Source organism: Pseudomonas lini (assembly GCF_030812475.1).
Taxonomy (GTDB): Bacteria; Pseudomonadota; Gammaproteobacteria; order Pseudomonadales; family Pseudomonadaceae; genus Aquipseudomonas; species Aquipseudomonas lini_A.
This window is the reverse complement of the sequence record NZ_JAUSSR010000003.1, coordinates 325,032-343,233: the sequence shown is the minus strand read 5'-3', so window position 1 is coordinate 343,233 and position 18,202 is coordinate 325,032. Positions and strand designations below refer to the sequence as shown.

The 18,202-nt window shown below is 60.1% G+C and carries 18 protein-coding genes; 10 read left to right on the top strand and 8 right to left on the bottom strand.

Annotated elements, in window-relative coordinates; translation table 11 throughout:
• The first annotated feature begins 16 nt into the window (after window positions 1-16).
• A complete protein-coding gene (gene mvaT, locus J2W17_RS07975) occupies window positions 17-394 on the top strand; it encodes a histone-like nucleoid-structuring protein MvaT (RefSeq protein WP_007933316.1) in 378 nt (125 codons plus the stop codon).
• 100 nt (window positions 395-494) lie between these two features.
• Here the strand turns inward: mvaT and sbcB are convergent, their stop codons facing one another.
• Complete coding sequence (sbcB, locus tag J2W17_RS07970; protein ID WP_307331879.1) at window positions 495-1,925, bottom strand: exodeoxyribonuclease I; 1,431 nt, start codon at window positions 1,923-1,925, stop codon at window positions 495-497.
• A gap of 185 nt (window positions 1,926-2,110) precedes the next feature.
• Here sbcB and J2W17_RS07965 point away from each other — a divergent pair, with 185 nt between their 5' ends.
• From J2W17_RS07965 to J2W17_RS07945, 5 genes are all read left to right on the top strand, one after another.
• Window positions 2,111-2,836 (top strand): RDD family protein, encoded by a 726-nt coding sequence (locus tag J2W17_RS07965; protein ID WP_307331876.1) that lies wholly within the window; start codon window positions 2,111-2,113, stop codon window positions 2,834-2,836.
• Window positions 2,833-3,810, top strand: a complete 978-nt coding sequence (locus tag J2W17_RS07960; RefSeq protein ID WP_307331874.1) for a stage II sporulation protein M — start codon at window positions 2,833-2,835, stop codon at window positions 3,808-3,810. Before J2W17_RS07965 ends, J2W17_RS07960 begins: the two co-directional genes overlap by 4 nt.
• Window positions 3,797-5,317 (top strand): DUF4129 domain-containing protein, encoded by a 1,521-nt coding sequence (locus tag J2W17_RS07955; RefSeq protein WP_307331871.1) that lies wholly within the window; start codon window positions 3,797-3,799, stop codon window positions 5,315-5,317. Before J2W17_RS07960 ends, J2W17_RS07955 begins: the two co-directional genes overlap by 14 nt.
• Complete coding sequence (locus J2W17_RS07950; protein ID WP_307331868.1) at window positions 5,314-6,477, top strand: DUF4350 domain-containing protein; 1,164 nt, start codon at window positions 5,314-5,316, stop codon at window positions 6,475-6,477. Before J2W17_RS07955 ends, J2W17_RS07950 begins: the two co-directional genes overlap by 4 nt.
• A 310-nt stretch (window positions 6,478-6,787) precedes the next feature.
• Window positions 6,788-7,708, top strand: a complete 921-nt coding sequence (locus J2W17_RS07945) for an Abi family protein (RefSeq protein ID WP_307331865.1) — start codon at window positions 6,788-6,790, stop codon at window positions 7,706-7,708.
• A gap of 202 nt (window positions 7,709-7,910) precedes the next feature.
• Here the strand turns inward: J2W17_RS07945 and J2W17_RS07940 are convergent, their stop codons facing one another.
• Together J2W17_RS07940 and J2W17_RS07935 are read right to left on the bottom strand one after the other, a co-directional pair.
• Window positions 7,911-8,156 (bottom strand): hypothetical protein, encoded by a 246-nt coding sequence (locus J2W17_RS07940; RefSeq protein ID WP_307331862.1) that lies wholly within the window; start codon window positions 8,154-8,156, stop codon window positions 7,911-7,913.
• A 307-nt stretch (window positions 8,157-8,463) separates the two neighbouring features.
• Complete coding sequence (locus tag J2W17_RS07935) at window positions 8,464-8,763, bottom strand: hypothetical protein (protein ID WP_307331859.1); 300 nt, start codon at window positions 8,761-8,763, stop codon at window positions 8,464-8,466.
• A gap of 215 nt (window positions 8,764-8,978) precedes the next feature.
• Between J2W17_RS07935 and J2W17_RS07930 the strand changes: the two genes are divergently transcribed.
• Window positions 8,979-9,980, top strand: a complete 1,002-nt coding sequence (locus tag J2W17_RS07930; RefSeq protein WP_307331855.1) for an AAA family ATPase — start codon at window positions 8,979-8,981, stop codon at window positions 9,978-9,980.
• The gene (locus J2W17_RS07925; RefSeq protein WP_307331852.1) at window positions 9,977-11,308 is read left to right on the top strand and encodes a DUF58 domain-containing protein; all 1,332 of its coding nucleotides are present in this window, start codon (window positions 9,977-9,979) and stop codon (window positions 11,306-11,308) included. Before J2W17_RS07930 ends, J2W17_RS07925 begins: the two co-directional genes overlap by 4 nt.
• Before the next feature lie 184 nt (window positions 11,309-11,492).
• Here the strand turns inward: J2W17_RS07925 and J2W17_RS07920 are convergent, their stop codons facing one another.
• Window positions 11,493-11,852 carry a PilZ domain-containing protein gene (locus tag J2W17_RS07920; RefSeq protein ID WP_307331850.1) on the bottom strand — a complete coding sequence of 120 codons (360 nt, stop codon included), beginning with the start codon at window positions 11,850-11,852 and terminating at the stop codon, window positions 11,493-11,495.
• Between the two features lie 228 nt (window positions 11,853-12,080).
• Window positions 12,081-12,455: a tetratricopeptide repeat protein gene (locus tag J2W17_RS07915; RefSeq protein ID WP_307331847.1), complete on the bottom strand. Its 375-nt coding sequence runs from the start codon at window positions 12,453-12,455 to the stop codon at window positions 12,081-12,083.
• 175 nt (window positions 12,456-12,630) lie between these two features.
• Here J2W17_RS07915 and pyk point away from each other — a divergent pair, with 175 nt between their 5' ends.
• On the top strand, window positions 12,631-14,082 hold the full coding sequence (pyk, locus tag J2W17_RS07910; protein WP_150798165.1) for a pyruvate kinase: 1,452 nt from the start codon (window positions 12,631-12,633) through the stop codon (window positions 14,080-14,082).
• A 197-nt stretch (window positions 14,083-14,279) separates the two neighbouring features.
• Here the strand turns inward: pyk and J2W17_RS07905 are convergent, their stop codons facing one another.
• From J2W17_RS07905 to J2W17_RS07895, 3 genes are read right to left on the bottom strand one after another with little or no spacing between them, the layout of a single operon-like run.
• Complete coding sequence (locus J2W17_RS07905) at window positions 14,280-15,029, bottom strand: enoyl-CoA hydratase-related protein (RefSeq protein ID WP_307331843.1); 750 nt, start codon at window positions 15,027-15,029, stop codon at window positions 14,280-14,282.
• Window positions 15,030-15,051: 22 nt separating this feature from the next.
• The gene (locus J2W17_RS07900) at window positions 15,052-15,993 is read right to left on the bottom strand and encodes an iron-sulfur-binding ferredoxin reductase (RefSeq protein WP_307331840.1); all 942 of its coding nucleotides are present in this window, start codon (window positions 15,991-15,993) and stop codon (window positions 15,052-15,054) included.
• On the bottom strand, window positions 15,993-16,148 hold the full coding sequence (locus J2W17_RS07895; RefSeq protein ID WP_307332423.1) for a hypothetical protein: 156 nt from the start codon (window positions 16,146-16,148) through the stop codon (window positions 15,993-15,995). The genes J2W17_RS07900 and J2W17_RS07895 overlap by 1 nt, the downstream gene beginning before the upstream one ends.
• Window positions 16,149-16,500: 352 nt before the next feature.
• Here J2W17_RS07895 and J2W17_RS07890 point away from each other — a divergent pair, with 352 nt between their 5' ends.
• Window positions 16,501-18,024 carry a fumarate hydratase gene (locus J2W17_RS07890; RefSeq protein WP_045058265.1) on the top strand — a complete coding sequence of 508 codons (1,524 nt, stop codon included), beginning with the start codon at window positions 16,501-16,503 and terminating at the stop codon, window positions 18,022-18,024.
• Window positions 18,025-18,202 lie beyond the last annotated feature (178 nt).

The following is an 18,202-nucleotide window of genomic DNA, read 5'->3' as shown; positions in this document are numbered from 1 at the left end:
ACATAAGGTAGTCCTCATGTCCTTGATCAACGAATACCGTGCCACCGAAGAAGCTATCAAAGAGCTGCAAGCCCGTTTGAAGAATCTGTCCCAAGACGACAAACTGCAAACCGAGCTGGAATTCGAAGGCAAACTGCGCACCCTGATGGGCGAGTACTCCAAGTCCCTGCGTGACATCATCGCGTTGCTGGACCCAGAGTCCAAAACCAAAGCCCCACGCGGTGGCGCAGTAAAAACTACCGGCACCAAACGTGCTCGCAAAGTTAAACAATACAAAAACCCGCACAACGGCGAAGTCATCGAAACCAAAGGTGGCAACCACAAGACTCTGAAAGAGTGGAAAGCCAAGTGGGGCGGCGACGTGGTTGAAGGTTGGGCTACTCTGTTGGGCTAAGCCGCAACGTTTTGTCGAAGGCTCGTCCGCGACAAAAGATAACGCCAGCAGATGCTGGCGTTTTTTATGCCCGGCGTTCAGGACAGCGATATTTTCGTTTTCAAAGACTCAAACGATTGCGTAATTGCTGAACATAATTGTGCCACTCAATCAACACCTCCTGCTGAAAGGATGTAGCAGTAGCGCTCAATTGGGCGGCGGCCGCTGCGAAAGTTTCCAGGGTATTGGGCGCCCCCCACTCGGGTGCCGACAGACGTTTCTGACAGAATATTCGCCAGCGCTGTTGCTCTTCGGAACTCAACGTATCGGGGAAGTTACGTGCGCGATACCGAAACAATAATTCCGGCAAGCGTTCATCATCGAAAGGCCACTGCGCTTGCGCCAATTGTGCCGGGTCCGCCGCCCGGACTTGCTCACAAAGACGCCGATCGCGATCACAGATAAAACCATCGTATAACTGTTGCTCGGGATCCTGGCTCGGGGTGAAATCCTCGTTGGCATAAATGGCCTGAACTTTATCTTGCCAAACTGTTTGCGCGTCACTTAGTCGCAGCGCGCGCGCCTGGTAGAGCGCCATGTCCAGTTCCAGGCGTTGCTGATCTTCGGGACGAAGCACCGACAGTGGGGCCACCACGGGACATTTATTTATGTGGATGAGCTTGAGGGGAACAGGCAACTCGCCATCTGCCAGCTCCTCGCGACGGGTATACAACCGCTGGCGCAAGGCTTCGGCACTCAGGTCAAGCAAGCCCTGGGGATCGATGTGCAAGTCACAGACAATCAAGGCGTTCTTGTTTCGCGGATGCCAGGCCAGGGGCAACACCACCCCGACATAGTTGCGCGCCGCCGAAAAGCGCCCGGAGACATGTACGATCGGCTGCAACAGTCGAATCTGATCCATTACCTTCTGTTTACTGCGCAATTGAAACAACCAGTCATATAACTTCGGCTGCTTCTCGCGGATCAGCCGCGCCAGGGCGATCGTGGCGCGAACGTCCGAGAGCGCTTCATGGGCATGACCGTGATCGATTCCGTTGGCGGCGCTCAGGCGCTCGAGCTTGAGCGTCACCCGCCCCTCGTCGTCCGTTGGCCAAACGAGGCCATCAGGGCGCAAGGCGTAAGCCGCCCGCACCACATCGATCAGGTCCCAGCGACTGTTGCCGCCTTGCCACTCACGCGCATAAGGGTCGAAAAAATTGCGGTACAAGCTGTAACGGGTCATCTCGTCGTCGAAACGCAAGGTGTTGTAACCGGCCCCGCAAGTGCCGGGCGCCGCCAGTTGGGCATGCACCCGGGTCATGAAATCGGCTTCGCTCAAGCCTTGGCCGGCCAGTTGAGTCGGGGTGATGCCGGTGATCGCGCACGCCGCGGGGTGAGGCAGGATGTCATCACTGGGCTGGCAGTAGAGGTTGACCGGCTCATCTATTTCATTGAGTTCAACGTCAGTGCGAATCCCCGCCACCTGCAGCGGACGGTCGCAACGGGGATTGATGCCAGTTGTTTCATAGTCGTACCAGAAGATGGAGGTCACGGGCTGTTCCTGAACTGAAGATCGGCGAAGTCTAGGCGTTCATATCCCGCCCCGGCCAGTCATCTTGTCATTCAATCACCTCGGCCACCCCATAGTGCATTACATAGTTATGTCGTTTTCCCCCGGGAGGCTGCTAGCATCCCACGGACAGAGACTCCCGATCAGGCCACATCATCAGGTTGCCCATGCTCGAGAACACAGCACTGCAACGGAAAGCGACGCTGTCCCCGCCACTGGATACGCGGTACCAGATCGAGACGCCCGAAGGCATCGACTTGCCATTGCGCCCGGCCGGGTTGATGGTGCGTGCGCTGGCGTTCTCCATCGACCTTGGCCTGCGCGGGCTGATCCTTGGCCTGTTGTTTATAGTCCTGGCATTTCTCGGCAAGCTCGGCGCCGGTCTTGGCTCGATTCTGCTGTTCGTGGTGAGCTGGTGGTACATGGTGCTGTTCGAGGTGCTCAATCAGGGCCGCTCGCCAGGCAAGCAGTGGATGGGGCTGCGGGTGGTCCATGACGATGGTACGCCGGTCGGCTGGTCTGCTTCGCTGCTGCGTAACCTGCTGCGATTTGTCGACATGTTGCCGTTTGGCTATTTTCTTGGAGCCATCAGCTGCCTGCAGCATCCCAACTTCAAGCGCCTCGGCGACCTGGCCGCCGGCACGCTGGTGATCTACCGCGAACAACCGCTTTCCCGGCCTCAGGTACCTGCCGCCGAACCCCGGCGCCCGGCCTTTGCCCTGGCGCTGGCCGAGCAACGTGCCATCCTCGGGTTTGCCGAACGCCAGGGAGAACTCTCCGAGGCGCGGGTCGTTGAACTGGCAGCCATTCTCGCGCAACCCTTGCAGCTTTCAGCGCCACAGGCGGTGGCCGAGCTCAACGGGATTGCCCGCGGCCTATTGGGCCCCGCATGAAGCAGAGTCTTTTCGAGAGTCGTCACAAGGCCGAATGGGAACAGTTTTCCCTGCTGCTTGAAAGACTGGAACACAACAGACAAGCCTCGCGTGCCGCCAGTTTCCCAAGTGATTATCGTCGACTGTGCCATCACCTGGCCTTGGCCCGGGAGCGTGGTTACAGCAGCTTCCTGATCGACTCATTGCAGCAACAGGTCCTGCGCGGGCACCAACAGCTTTATCGGCATCGCAGCCGACTGGGTGCCAAGGCGCTGGGTTTCATCCTCGCGGACTTCCCCCGACTGGTGCGTGAACAGTGGCCCTTCGTACTCGCGGCCGGCCTGATGTTTTTTGGCAGCCTGATCGGTATCGCCCTGCTGGTGTATCTGTTTCCGGACCTGGTCTACAACCTGATCCCGGCCGAGCAGGTCAGCGAGATGCAGAGCATGTACGACCCCGACGCCGGTCACCTGGGGCGTTCGGCGGAACGGGCGGCCAGTGAAGACTGGGTCATGTTCGGCTACTACATCATGCATAACACCGGCATTGCCTTTCAGACTTTCGCCAGCGGCCTGCTGTTTGGCCTGGGCAGCGCGTTTTTCCTGTTCTACAACGGCTTGATGATTGGTGCGGTGGCCGGACACCTGACGCAAATCGGCTATGGCCAGGCCTTCTGGTCATTCGTGATCGGCCACGGTGCCTTCGAACTCAGTGCCATTGCCCTGGCGGGTGCCGCCGGCCTGCAACTGGGCTGGGCATTGATCGCACCGCGGCGCCTGCGACGCGCCGAGGCCTTGCGCGTGGCGGCGCGCAAAAGCGTGATGCTGATTTGCGGGGTGATGCTGTTTCTGCTGATGGCGGCATTTATCGAAGCCTACTGGTCATCGATGACCGCAATCGCGCCAATCATCAAATACCTGGTCGGCGCGGCACTCTGGTTTCTGGTGGCGCTGTATCTGCTGTTTGCCGGAAGGACCCGCCATGCGCCTGAGTGACGCCAGTGTGGTGATTCGCCCGCGCATCGGCTGGGAAGCCATGGACCTGGGCGTTCTGCTGAGTCAGCGCCACCGACGGCTGCTGATGACCAGTTGGGCCATCGTGACCTTGCCGGTCTTCGCCCTGCTCAGCCTGCTGCTATGGGATTCACCCTCCCTCGCCGTGTTTATTTTCTGGTGGCTGAAACCGGCGTTCGAACGCCTGCCGCTGTTCATTCTGTCCAAAGCCATGTTCGGCGAAACACCGACATTGCAACAGGCATTGCGCCAATGGCCGCGCTTGCTCAAGCCGCAGCTGCTGGCCAGCCTGACCTGGCGACGCCTGAGCCTGAGCCGCAGCTTCCTGATGCCGGTGATGCAACTTGAAGGCCTCAAGGGTGAAGCGCGGGAGCAGCGTTTGCAGGTGCTGTTGCAGCGTAACGTCGGCGCCGCGAAGTGGCTGACGATCATCGGCGTGCATCTGGAGGGCGCCCTGTGGATCGGCCTGATGGTGCTGTTCTACCTGCTCCTGCCGCAACAGGTAGAACTCGACTGGAGCTGGCAGACATTGATCACCGCTGCCACACAGGACTGGCGCTGGCTGGAACACCTGACCAACCTGTTCTACGCACTGGTGCTGGTGGTCTGGGAACCGATCTATGTGGCGTGCGGTTTCAGCCTTTACCTCAACCGGCGCACCGTGCTGGAGGCGTGGGATATCGAGCTGGCGTTCCGCCGCCTGCGCCAACGCCTGGGCAGCGCCACGGTCACCCTCGTATTGGTGGCGTTCCTGCTGGCACCCAGCGCACAAACCGTCTGGGCCGCCGAGCCGATCGCTTCACCTGAAAGCCCGCGTCTGCTGGACCAGCCCCTGACCAGCGAGGCCTCGCGGGACAGTATCAAGGCGATCCTCGACCAGCCGCCATTCCAGAACAAGGAAACGGTCACCCGCTACCGTTTTGGCGAAGACACGCCGACCGCCACCGCCCCGAACAGTAGCCGAACGCCTGAATGGCTCATGACACTGCTAAACCTGTCGACCAGGCTGATCGAGGGGATGTTGTGGGGGACAGTGGTCGGCGCCATCGGCTTTTGCATCTGGCGTTACCGGGACTGGTTGCAGGCCTTTGTCAGTCGTCGCCCGGCGTTGGGCGTTGAAGTCTCAAGGTCGCCATCCCAACAAGCGTTCGGCTTGGCCCTCGACCGCGACACCTTGCCCGCCGACGTCGCCAGCAGTGCGGAACAACTCTGGCAGACGCAGCCGCGCGAAGCCCTTGGCTTGCTCTATCGGGCGTTGCTCAGCCACTTGCTGCATGACTTCAACATGGTATTGAAACCTGCCGACACCGAAGGCCAGGTACTGGAACGCGTCGAACGATTGCAGCAGCCTGAGTTGCTGGCCTTCAGTAGAACACTGACCGGACACTGGCAGAACATGGCCTACGGACATCGCCTCCCCCCCGCGCCCGCGCAACAGGAGCTCTGTGACGGCTGGCGAGCCTTATTCGACCAGGGAGCCGTCCCTTGAACCGACGGCACTGGCTTGCGGCCAGTATCCTGGGCACGGTGCTACTGGGCGCGCTGAGCATTTATCTGTACCTGAAGGCGACGCCCTACCAGCAAGTGATCGACCATGGCCCCTCACCGGAGGTCCAGGCCAATCCGTATCTGGCCGCCGAGCACTTCCTGCGCAAACAGGGCCTGACCGTCAGGCATGCCAACGGTCTCGACGTCTTGCCGTCGATCGAGCCGCGACAGCACAGCCTGTTGTTGCTCGGTGACCGGTCCGACATGACCCCGCGCCAGATCGATCAAGTGATGAACTGGACCCGGGCTGGCGGTCGCCTGTTATTCGTGGCCCAGTCGCTGTGGAATGAAAAACTCGGCCAGAGTGATGACCTGCTACTCGACCGGGTGCAGCTGCATCAGTTGCTGAGCAAAAATCTCAAAGGCCCGCCCCCCGACAGCAGGACCGATCCCTACCCCAAGCTGACCAAGCTGTACCTTGAAGACGAGGACGCGCCGGCCTTCGCCGGCTTCGACACCGCTTTCCACCTGGAAGACCCGAAGAACCTCGCCCAGGCCTGGGCCAACAGCAGTAAGGCCACCCATATGATGCAGCTCAATCACGGGCTCGGTTCGATCATCGTGGTCACCGACGCCGACCTGTGGAAAACCCCGGCCATCGACCAGTACGACAACGCCTGGCTGCTCTGGTACCTGACCGCGGATACCCACGTGACCCTGTTGTTCAACACCGATCACGACAACCTGCTGACGTTGCTGCTGCGCTACTTTCCCCAGGCGCTGGTAGCGCTCATCGCCCTGATCGGTGTCTGGTTCTGGCAGGTCGGCGTGCGCCATGGCCCGGTGCTGGAATCGGCGCCGCTGGCCCGCCGACAACTCCGGGAACACCTGCGCGCCAGCGCCGACTTTCTGTTGCGACGCAAGGGTCAGGACCATCTGCTGTACGCCTTGCAACAGGACATCCAGCGCCGCGTGCGGCGCCGTCACCCCGGCTTTGAACAACTGGGCGTCGCCGAACAATGGCAGGTGCTCGCACGCCTGACCGGCCAATCCACACGCGCTATCAGCCAGGTCATGAGCCCGCGACCGAAGCAACGGCTTTCCAGCGTTGAATTCAGCCGTCAGGTCGCCTACCTGCAAATCTTGAGGAACGCTTTATGATCCGGTACTTGGCTCTACCATATTATAAGCAGCCCCTTAGGAGCCCAGAGGCATGCTGCTAAAATGTAGACTGACGGGGCCGACAGGCTGTCGGCTGTAGCTGCCGGCTTGCTACCCTTATAGAGTTGGGCAAGATCAGCGAACAACCCGTTAAAACGGGCGGGCTGATCAAATTTGATCAACCACCAGGGCCGTGTTAGCATTGACTCCAAGAATAGCCCCCACGCCTCGGGCAGGTCCACGACCTGTACTGCGCACCAGGGGGTTAGTTATTTCTGCCCCCATAAAATGCCCCGCAGGATGCCATGGCATGCCGCATGCCCCCATCAATTTTCACAAACCTGCCAAATCACCCAATGCCTTGCTGCGTCACCTGCAACTAAAAGGCTTAGGTACACAGAAACAGAAAGTCCAAGCCTTGCAGGCCCTGGAATTTATCGGCTATCACCGGTTACTGATCTATATGCGACCGTTGCAGGATCCGCAGAAGCGCTTCTTTGCCACCGTCCAGTTCGACGATATTCTGAAGCTGTATGACTTCGATCGGCGCCTGCGCCTAGTGTTTCTGGATGCGATCGACCGCATTGAGGTCGCGTTCCGTTCGGCCATCATCAACACACTGGCTCTGGACAAAGCATGCGGCCCGCATTTTTACCTGGATGCCATTCACTTCAAAAATGGCCAGGCCCACCGCGACCTACTAAAGCAGGTGCTAGGCCTTCGAGAAAAAGGAAATGCTTCGGTAAAGCACTATTACGGTACATACAACACACCGGCTTTGCCGCCAGCGTGGACAGTGCTAGAAGCAATGACTATTGGACAGTTGTCCTGCCTGTTCAGCGATTTGCACCTGGATCATCGTAAAACCATCGCAGCTAAATTTGGCTATGATGAATCCGTACTGGTCACTTGGTTGAAAACTCTGACCCTTCTGCGCAATGTCTGTGCTCATCATGGCCGGCTATGGAACGCGTCAATTACCGCTGATGCGCCGAAGTACGCCAATGTCATCAAGGCTGAGTTTCCTTCCCAAAATAACTGCGGTCGGATCTTTGCCCGGGCGGTGGTGGTCCAGGCTTTGCTCGCAAAGATCGATCCTGCCTCCGATTGGAAACTGCGTTTCAAGCAACTATTGACGACCCTACCAACGGCGGTGCTGACCAAGGCTAGTTTAACTACGGCAGAACTCGGTCTGCTCCCGGGCTGGGAAGCCCGCCCTTTCTGGTCCTGAACCGTGGACTGCATCGTTCCGCCTTGTGTGCCCTGTTTGCTTTCTACGCTACACGGCTGCCCCTTGATTGGGTGGCCGGGCGATGACGATCCATTAACCACCAGTAAGCCGCATGGCTAGATCGATTTTGCATGGAGTGGTGCACCAAAAGCAGCCTCGGGCAAATGGCTGCTCCGGATACCAATTTTTCGATGGCGTTAAGCTAGACGAACATGGCGCCCACCGTCAGCGTTTGGCTGAACCTGTCAAAGGTGTTGTCTCGGTGCAGCGTTCTCACCTGCCAAAGATAAAACGAGCGCACCGTCGCTTCCGTCAACACAAGCCCTTTCCGGTAGCCCTTGCCTCGCGAAGTGAGGGCGGTACCGCAGTTACCACCGAACTGCATCGGGTGCGCAGCTCCCCAGCCCGCATTCCAATAACAAAGGTCCGCGACGACCTGCTCGTCCACCTTGATCTCCAACTGGCCGTCACGAGGGGTAAGTCCACTACCGAGCCATGGTAGCCCCAATTTCGCACAAACTGGGTATGTCCCCTCAAGCGCTCCTGAATCAACAGCACGGCACGCTGCTCAGCATCAGCTTCCTTAGCTAGCGCTAGAAAACGCGAGGGGTAAAAAGCGTCCGCGAGCTCTCCCAGCTTATCAATCATTCGCTGAATTTCGTCAGCCTTAGCGGGGAGTTGCCCCCATTGATCACGCGATACAGTTAGTGTGAGCGCCTGCAATAGCTCGACATGATGCTGCTCGATCCCTGACACTATCCGTCCAGAAGAGACCCCTCTGCAGTAACCGTAGATTGCAGTCCATAACCTGCCAAAACCGCAAGCACATGAAGCGGGTAACGGCGTTGCAGCAACCCGCGGATCTCTTCGCACAGCTCCGGCATTCTCCTTAGACTTTCCGCGCCTTCGGCAACCAGCTTCGCCTTTAGCTGACCATGGTCCATGCGGCTATAGGGGTGAATGATCCAGTCGTCTACTTGCATGGCTTGTCCTTTTTTAATCGGCTTATAAAACGCAGATGTCGCCTTTGCGTCAATAAATTTGCCATAAGGCATGATTAAGTCAGATCCGTGTGCTTAAGGCTAAGATGTACGATCGTAGGGAAGTCGATCTGGCGTCAGGGATCACATAAATACAGTTCGCATGGAGCGGCAGCCCCCCTATTCACCTCTTCCGCACATGAAACAAAACTCAAAAAAAGTTAAATTAGGTAAGTCATTGAATTATGGAAGATAAAGAACATGTAACTGTTAACAAGGCTCCAGAACTTATGAGTGAACAGATAGAGCCCGACGCCCGGCACCACGCCATCCAGCAACGCCAGCGCGCCAGTCAATTGGCCCAGGCATTGCGTGGCGAACTGCAGAAAGCGGTCATCGGCCAGGACGACGTCATCGACGATGTGCTCACGGCCCTGATCGCCGGCGGCCACGTGCTGCTCGAAGGCGTGCCGGGGCTGGGCAAGACCTTGTTGGTGCGGGCGCTGGCGCGCTGCTTCGGCGGCGAGTTCGCACGCATCCAGTTCACCCCGGACCTGATGCCCAGCGATGTCACCGGGCACGCGGTATATGACTTGCAGACCGAGCAATTCAAGCTGCGCAAGGGCCCCTTGTTCACCAACCTGTTGCTCGCCGACGAAATCAACCGCGCCCCGGCAAAAACCCAGGCGGCACTGCTCGAAGCCATGCAGGAACGCCAGGTCACCCTCGAAGGCCGCGCCCTGCCCATCGTGCAGCCGTTCATGGTGCTCGCCACGCAAAACCCCATCGAACAGGAAGGCACCTACCCGCTGCCGGAAGCCGAGCTGGATCGCTTCATGCTCAAGGTCCGCATGGACTACCCCGACGGCGACCAGGAGCTGGACATGGTCCGCCAGGTCAGTCGCTCGACCCGGGCCGATATGCTCGACGTGCAACCACTGCGCACGGTGTTGCAGGCCAAGGACGTGCTGGCCTTGCAACGCATCGCCAGCGACTTGCCGCTGGACAATCAGGTCCTCGACTATGCCGTACGCCTGGCCCGCACCACCCGCAGTTGGCCCGGGCTGACGCTCGGTGCCGGGCCTCGGGCTTCCATCGCGCTGGTGCGTTGCGCCCGGGCGCGGGCGCTACTGCGCGGCGGCGAATTCGTGATTCCGGATGACATCAAGGGGTGCGCCCTGGCGGTGTTGCGACATCGCGTACGCCTGGCGCCGGAGCTGGACATCGAGGGGCTTGAGGTCGATGACGTGCTGCGACAGCTGCTCGATCAAGTGCCGGCACCGCGGTTGTGAAACCCTCGCGCCTGCTGTTGACCTGGCTCGTGATCCTGCTGGTCATCGGTATCGTGCTGGGCACATTGCGGGCACTGGGCATCGCGATGCCAGCGAATCTGCCATCGATCAGCTGGGGATTGCTCCTTGCATTGCTGGCCCTGGCGATACTCGACGCCATCCGCCTCAAACGGCTGCCCTCGCCCCGCCTGCAACGACAAATGCCCGGCAGCCTGGCGCTCGGTCGGTGGGGCGATGTGCGACTCAAGGTCGAGCATGACTTTGTCCAGCCACTGGACATCCAGCTCTTCGATCACGTACCGAACGGCCTGAGTTTCGATAACCTGCCCCTGTCGGTCGAGCTTCAACCCGGCTTGCGCAGCCAGGTCGATTACCGCCTGCGTCCGCTCAAGCGTGGGCATTTCAGCTTCGAACGCTGCGAAATCAGGCTGCCGAGCCCATTGGGGCTATGGTCCGACAAACGCCTGCTGAGCGTGACCGACGCTACCCGCGTCTACCCCGACTTCGCCCGCCTCTACGGCGGCCAGCTGCTGGCGGTGGACAACTGGATCAGCCAGCTCGGGGTACGCCAGCGCCCACGACGCGGCCTGGGCCTGGAGTTTCATCAGCTACGGGAATTCCGCGAAGGCGACAGCCTGCGCCAGATCGACTGGAAAGCCACCGCCCGCCAGCGCACACCGATTGCGCGGGAGTATCAGGACGAACGTGACCAGCAGATCGTGTTCATGCTCGATTGCGGCCGGCGCATGCGCAGTCAGGACGATGAACTGTCGCATTTCGACCATGCACTCAATGCCTGCCTGCTGCTCAGCTACGTCGCCCTGCGCCAGGGCGATGCCGTGGGCCTTTGCACCTTTGCCCATGATCAGCCGCGCTACCTCGCCCCGGTCAAGGGCGCCGGCCAACTCAACGTCTTGCTCAACCACGTCTACGACCTGAACAGCAGCCAACGCAGCGCCGACTACCAGGCGGCTGCAACCGAGCTGCTGGTTCGGCAAAAACGGCGGGCGCTGGTGGTGGTGGTCACTAACCTGCGGGATGAAGACGACGAAGAACTGCTCACTGCCGTCAAGCGCCTGGGCAAACTCCATCGGGTGTTGGTCGCCAGCCTGCGCGAAGACGTGCTCGACCGTTTGCGCCAGACGCCGGTGCAGACCTTTTCCGAAGCGCTGACCTATTGCGGCACCGTGGACTTCCTCAATGCACGGGCCGAACTTCATGAGCGATTGAATGCCCATGGGGTGCCGGTGCTGGATACGACCGCTGTCGAGTTGGGTGCCGCGCTGGTGACGCGCTACCTGGAATGGAAGAAGGCCGGGGTGTTTTAGTGGCTGTGATGCAGTGTGCGGATCGGGAGCGTCCGACGGTCAATCTTCAATGTCTGATCGGACGCTTTCGCGAGCTGGCTCGCTCCCACAGTGGATTGGTGGTGATCACAAAGGGTGTGTTCACAGCAAATCCACTGTAAAAGCGGGCTTGCCCGCGATGGCGACAGTGGGGACGCCGCAAACTTCAGGCCGAAGCCGGCATTGGCTGAAAACTGAAGTACTGTTTCAACGCGTCGACCAGTTGCCCATACTCCGGCGGTGCCCGTTGCAGGCAGAACCCGGCATCGTAATGGTGGGGGGTCGTGTCTTCATGGCACCACAGGCAGCAGGCATTGAGGTCGATTACCTGGTGACAGCCTCCGGCCATGGGGATTTTCAGGCGCAAATCGAACTCGGCACCGATCATCATCGGCAGCTGGCTGATGAGCATGAGCCCATCTTCGGAGACGTTACCCAGAAAGCCAATGGGTCTGTCGGTAACGCTGTTGAACACTCTTAGAAAATACGGCAGTTGATGCCGCTCGATACGGCGGACGGTGAACATGCTGAATTCGCTACGCAAGGCCCTCAAGCAGGGCCACACCAATGTTTCGGAACGGGCCTTGTACCTAAACGCTCGCTCTCCCTGATCCTGGTGCGACAGTTCTCGAACCGCTGCCACTGCTCTTGCCGATCACAGGTGTTTCCCCGGTTCAGAGGCACGGCTCTCAAACCGATCTATTCGACTATAGCTCACCGTCGCCGGTGAGCCAGACTTTGAAGACAGCCGCGATCAGAACCGGGGCGGGCGCACCACGGCGGCAGGGCGAATCGAGTAATGCCCCAGGCTCTGCAAGGTGTCCAGCCGCGCACGGGCGCGAAAGGCATATTCACTTTGCGGGTACGAAGCGATGATAAATTGGTAAGTCTGGGCCGCATCGATGAACAGCTTCTGCCGCTCCAGGCACTGCCCGCGCATCATCGACACTTCCGGCCAGACATAAGGCCGCACCCTGCTGGCGCGTTCGACTTTGGACAGCTCGAGCATCACCTGCTCGCAGTTGCCGCGGTCATAGGCGCTGTAGGCGTTATTCAAATGGTGATTCATCGACCAACGGGTACAGCCCGTGACACTGAGGGCAAGGGCGGCTATGAGCACGAATCGCATGAGGGTTCTCCTATCTTGAGCCCTGTATCGACCCGTTATCGGAAATCTTCAGGAATGTTCGTTTAAAGAAACAAGCGAATCACAAAGTTCTTCACGAAAAGTAGTGCACACGAACAATGACTACACCTGCAGAGCATAGTAGCCTCACTCAGCGCTTGAACTCAGGAGTCTTTGCATGTCCGTCCGTCGTACCAAAATCGTCGCTACCCTTGGCCCGGCCAGTAACTCGCCGGAAGTTCTCGAACAGCTGATTCTGGCTGGCCTGGACGTTGCCCGTCTGAACTTCTCCCATGGCACTCCCGACGAGCACAAGGCTCGCGCGAAGCTGGTGCGTGACCTGGCGGCCAAGCATGGTCGTTTCGTCGCCCTGCTGGGTGACCTGCAAGGCCCGAAAATCCGTATCGCCAAATTCGCCAACAAGAAGATTGAGCTTAAGATCGGTGATCAATTCACCTTCTCCACCAGCCATCCGTTGACCGAAGGCAACCAGCAAGTGGTCGGCATCGACTACCCGGACCTGGTCAAGGACTGCGGCGTGGGCGACGAGCTGCTGCTCGACGACGGTCGCGTAGTGATGCGCGTCGATACCGCCACGGCCACCGAGCTGCACTGCACCGTGACCATCGGCGGCCCGCTGTCGGATCACAAAGGCATCAACCGTCGCGGTGGCGGCCTGACCGCACCGGCGCTGACCGAAAAAGACAAGGCCGACATCAAGCTGGCTGCAGAAATGCAGGTCGACTACCTCGCCGTGTCCTTTCCCCGTGACGCCGCCGACATGGAATACGCCCGTCAACTGCGCGACGAAGCCGGCGGCACTGCCTGGCTGGTGGCGAAGATCGAACGCGCCGAAGCCGTGGCCGACGACGAAACCCTCGATGGCCTGATCCAGGCTTCCGACGCGGTAATGGTTGCCCGCGGCGACCTGGGCGTGGAAATCGGCGACGCCGAGCTGGTGGGCATCCAGAAGAAGATCATTCTGCACGCACGCCGCCACAACAAGGCCGTGATCGTGGCGACCCAGATGATGGAGTCGATGATCCAGAACCCGATGCCGACCCGCGCCGAAGTGTCCGACGTAGCCAACGCCGTACTCGACTACACCGACGCCGTAATGCTGTCGGCCGAAAGTGCCGCGGGTCTGTACCCGCTGGAAGCTGTGCAGGCCATGGCCCGCATCTGCATCGGCGCTGAAAAGCACCCAACCGGCAAGACCTCCAGCCATCGCATCGGCAAAGAGTTCACTCGCTGCGACGAGAGCATCGCGCTGGCGACCATGTACACCGCCAACCACTTCCCGGGCGTTAAAGCGATCATCGCCCTGACCGAAAGTGGTTACACCCCGCTGATCATGTCGCGCATCCGTTCTTCGGTTCCGATCTATGCGTTTTCGCCGCACCGCGAAACCCAGGCACGCGCAGCGATGTTCCGTGGCGTGTACACCGTTCCATTCGACCCGGCTTCGCTTGAGCCACACGAAGTCAGTCAGAAGGCGATCGATGAGCTGGTCAAACGCGGCGTCGTGGAGAAAGGCGACTGGGTCATCCTGACCAAGGGCGACAGCTACCACACCACCGGCGGCACCAATGGGATGAAGATCCTGCACGTGGGCGACCCGCAGGTCTGAGTGATCGGCTGCTGAAAAACAAAAGCCCTGCCATGTGAATGGCGGGGCTTTTTGGTTGCTGATCCGGAAGATGTATTGGCTGGGCGGGTCTCTTCGCTGGCAAGCCAGCTCCTACAGGTGATCGGGTCGTTACCTGCAACGCGGCTAACTGTAGGAGCTGGCTTGCCGGCGAAGAGGCCGGCACCGTCAACGAAGATTTATTTCCGGTTAATAAACCCGGTCAACGCCGCAATCGCCTCCGGCGAACGCAGCCGCTGGGTAAACAATTCACCCTCTTCTTCTATGGCCTTGCGCATCAACTCCCGATCCGGGGCTTTCATCAATTGCTTGCTGATCCGTACCGCCTCAGGTGGCAGGCTCTCGAAACGCAACGCCATCTCCCGCGCCTTGGCCAACGCCGCTTCGCCACTGTCCAGGGCTTGCGTCGCAATGCCCCATGCGGCCGCTTGCTCACCGCTGAAACCTTCGCCCAGCAGCAACAATTGCGCCGCTTTGGCCTGCCCCAGCAACCGCGGCAGGATCAGGCTGGAACCGAATTCCGGGCACAGACCGAGGTTGACGAACGGCATGCGCAAGCGCGCATCCGCGCTGATGTACACCAGATCGCAATGGAGCAACATCGTCGTGCCAATACCCACCGCGGCACCGGCCACGGCGGCGATCACCGGCTTGCGGCATTCGAGCAGGCTGAGCATGAAATGGAACACCGGGCTGTCGAGGCTGGTCGGCGGTTGCTCCAGGAAATCGGCGATGTCGTTGCCAGCGGTAAAGCACTCGGCAGACCCGGTGATCAGCACGGCGTTGATTTGCGGATCGATATCGGCCTGTTTCAGCGCTTCGGCCAGATGGCTGTACATGGCGCGGGTCAGAGCGTTTTTCTTGTCGGGGCGATTCAGACGCAGAGTCAGCAGGCCGCGTTCGCGCTCAAATTGGATGGCGTTGGTCATGAAGGTCTCGCGTCTTAAAAAATCAGCGTTCAATCGCGGGCAGAAAAACATCGGCCCGCAGTTGATTGCGCGGCAGTCCCGCCAGGTACAGGCGCCGGGCAAAGGCGTCGACACTGTCGGGGGACCCGCAGAGTAAGGCTTGGGTTTGCCGGGAAACAAGCCGCAGTTGCGCCAAAGCCGCGGGCAACTCGGCCGGGGTCCACAGCTCGACGCTGAGGTTCACCCGATTGGCGGCCATGGCTTGCAGGGGTTTGGCCAGATAATGCTCATCGGCATCATGGGCCAGGTGAATGACACGGATCGCGCCCTGGTGGTCCTGACGCAGCGCTTCACGCAAGATGCCGAACAACGGACCCAGCCCGGTGCCGGCGGCGACCAGCCATAACGGTCGGGTATTCCAGTCCACGTCGTAGTGCAACGCCCCGCCGCGCAACTCGCCGAGACTGATCGCATCGCCGATCCTCAATTGACGGGCCGCATCGCTGAATTGCCCGGGTTGGCGACAGTCGAGGTGAAACTCCAGGAAGCGGTCCTCTTCCGGCAGGCTGGCGAGGGAGTAAGGCCGCGCGACGTTGCCCGCCCACAACACCAGATGCTGCCCGGCGCTGTAGCGCAATGGACGTTCGGGGGTCAGGCGCAAACGCAATACACTGGCGCTCAACCAATCGACGGCAGCCACCTGGGCCGGTCGTCCGTCCCGTTGCGGATCGAAGGCGTGTACCTGCAAATCCTCGACCACCTGGCACTGGCACGCCAGGCGCCAGCCTTGCTGACGCTGCTCCGCGCTCAAGGCATCGGGCCGGCTATCGCTCGGCAGTCCTTGTACACACTGCACCAGGCAGGCATGACAACTACCGGCGCGGCAGCTGTAGGGCACTGACACACCATTGCGATTCAAGGCATCGAGCAGATTGCTCCCGGCCGCAACCGACCATTGGCGCGCGCCGACCCGTAACTCAGGCATCAACGTTCTCCCATGCCGCTGCCGGCCGCGCTGGTCAACGGCTCATCGAAGTGGCCCGTGAAAAACGCCAGCCACAGCAGCAAAGCCAGGGCGCAGGTGCCGGCTGCGAGGGCAAAGCGTTTTAGCAAGAGGCGCTGGATAGCGTTATGGGGCAATCGTTGACTCACCGTGCGAGGGGGTTGTCAGAGTGTCCTACTCTACAGACCGAACGCCACTTAAGTGGGGCGGCAGATAAATGACCATTCAATTCTGGGGGGATAAAACCGACATCAATACCATCCCCGTCCCCGCGCGTTCACACAACCGACATGGCAGGCCTTATATCGCATGCGACCAACGTTTGACTGACCAAGCGTGTGCAGGCCACCGAGGCGCGGTATACTGCCGCGCCTTTTTAGCGTCGCGCCAGCTTGCCCGGCGTGCCTTGAAAGGTGCTTGCAACCGACCGATGCACCCAAGCTGCAAGCACCTTATTGAATGTTCCCGTCTTTTAGAGGAGCGCGACTCATGACCGTGATCAAGCAAGACGACCTGATTCAGAGCGTTGCCGACGCCCTGCAGTTCATTTCCTATTACCACCCCGTTGATTTCATCCAGGCGATGCACGAAGCCTACCTGCGCGAAGAATCGCCAGCGGCCCGTGACTCCATGGCGCAAATCCTGATCAACTCGCGCATGTGCGCCACCGGCCACCGCCCGATCTGCCAGGACACCGGCATCGTCACCGTCTTCGTCCGCGTGGGCATGGACGTACGCTGGGATGGCGCCACCATGGGCCTGGACGACATGATCAACGAAGGCGTGCGCCGGGCTTACAACCTGCCGGAAAACGTCCTGCGTGCCTCGATCCTCGCCGACCCGGCGGGCGCTCGCAAGAACACCAAGGACAACACCCCGGCCGTTATCCACTACTCCATCGTTCCGGGTAACACCGTGGAAGTGGACGTGGCAGCCAAGGGCGGCGGTTCCGAGAACAAGTCGAAAATGGCCATGCTCAACCCGTCAGACTCGATCGTCGACTGGGTCCTCAAGACCGTTCCGACCATGGGCGCCGGCTGGTGCCCACCGGGCATGCTCGGCATCGGCATCGGCGGCACCGCCGAGAAAGCCGCGGTGATGGCCAAGGAAGTGTTGATGGAATCCATCGACATTCACGAGTTGAAAAAGCGCGGCCCGTCCAACCGTATCGAAGAGATGCGCCTGGAACTGTTCGAGAAGGTCAACCAACTGGGCATCGGCGCCCAGGGCCTGGGTGGCCTGACCACCGTGCTCGACGTGAAAATCATGGACTACCCGACCCACGCCGCCTCCTTGCCGGTGTGCATGATCCCGAACTGCGCCGCCACCCGTCACGCACACTTCGTGCTCGACGGTTCCGGTCCGGCCTCGCTGGAAGCGCCACCGCTGGACGCCTACCCGGAAATCGTCTGGGAAGCGGGCCCGTCGGCCCGTCGCGTCAACCTCGACACCCTGACCCCGGAAGAAGTGCAGAGCTGGAAGCCGGGCGAAACCGTCCTGCTCAACGGCAAAATGCTCACCGGTCGCGACGCTGCGCACAAGCGCATGGTCGAGATGCTGAACAAGGGTGAAACCCTGCCGGTGGACCTCAAGGGTCGCTTCATCTACTACGTCGGCCCGGTCGATCCGGTGCGCGAAGAAGTGGTCGGTCCTGCCGGTCCTACCACCGCGACGCGGATGGACAAATTCACCCGTCAGATCCTCGAGCAAACCGGCCTGTTGGGCATGATCGGCAAATCCGAACGCGGCCCGACCGCGATCGAAGCGATCAAGGACCACAAAGCCGTGTACCTGATGGCTGTCGGCGGCGCGGCTTACCTGGTGGCGCAAGCCATCAAGAAGTCCCGCGTGGTGGCGTTCGCCGAACTGGGCATGGAAGCGATCTACGAGTTCGACGTGAAAGACATGCCGGTAACCGTTGCGGTGGATAGCAAGGGTGAGTCGGTGCACATCACCGGTCCTGCCATCTGGCAGAAAAAGATCAGTGAAAGCCTGGCGGTAGAAGTGCAGTAAGGCTTCGACCGGGCAAGCAAAGGCGACAGGGGAATTCTCCTGTCGCCTTTTTTATTGCCTGGGCAACCCTGCCGGGTGTGAACTCGCTCGTGAAGGGCCTGAGAACAACGCGCTCATTCAGGATAAAGACGCGTTATGGTTAATGTCCGTCGCTGGCAAGCTCGCGCCTGCAAGGGGA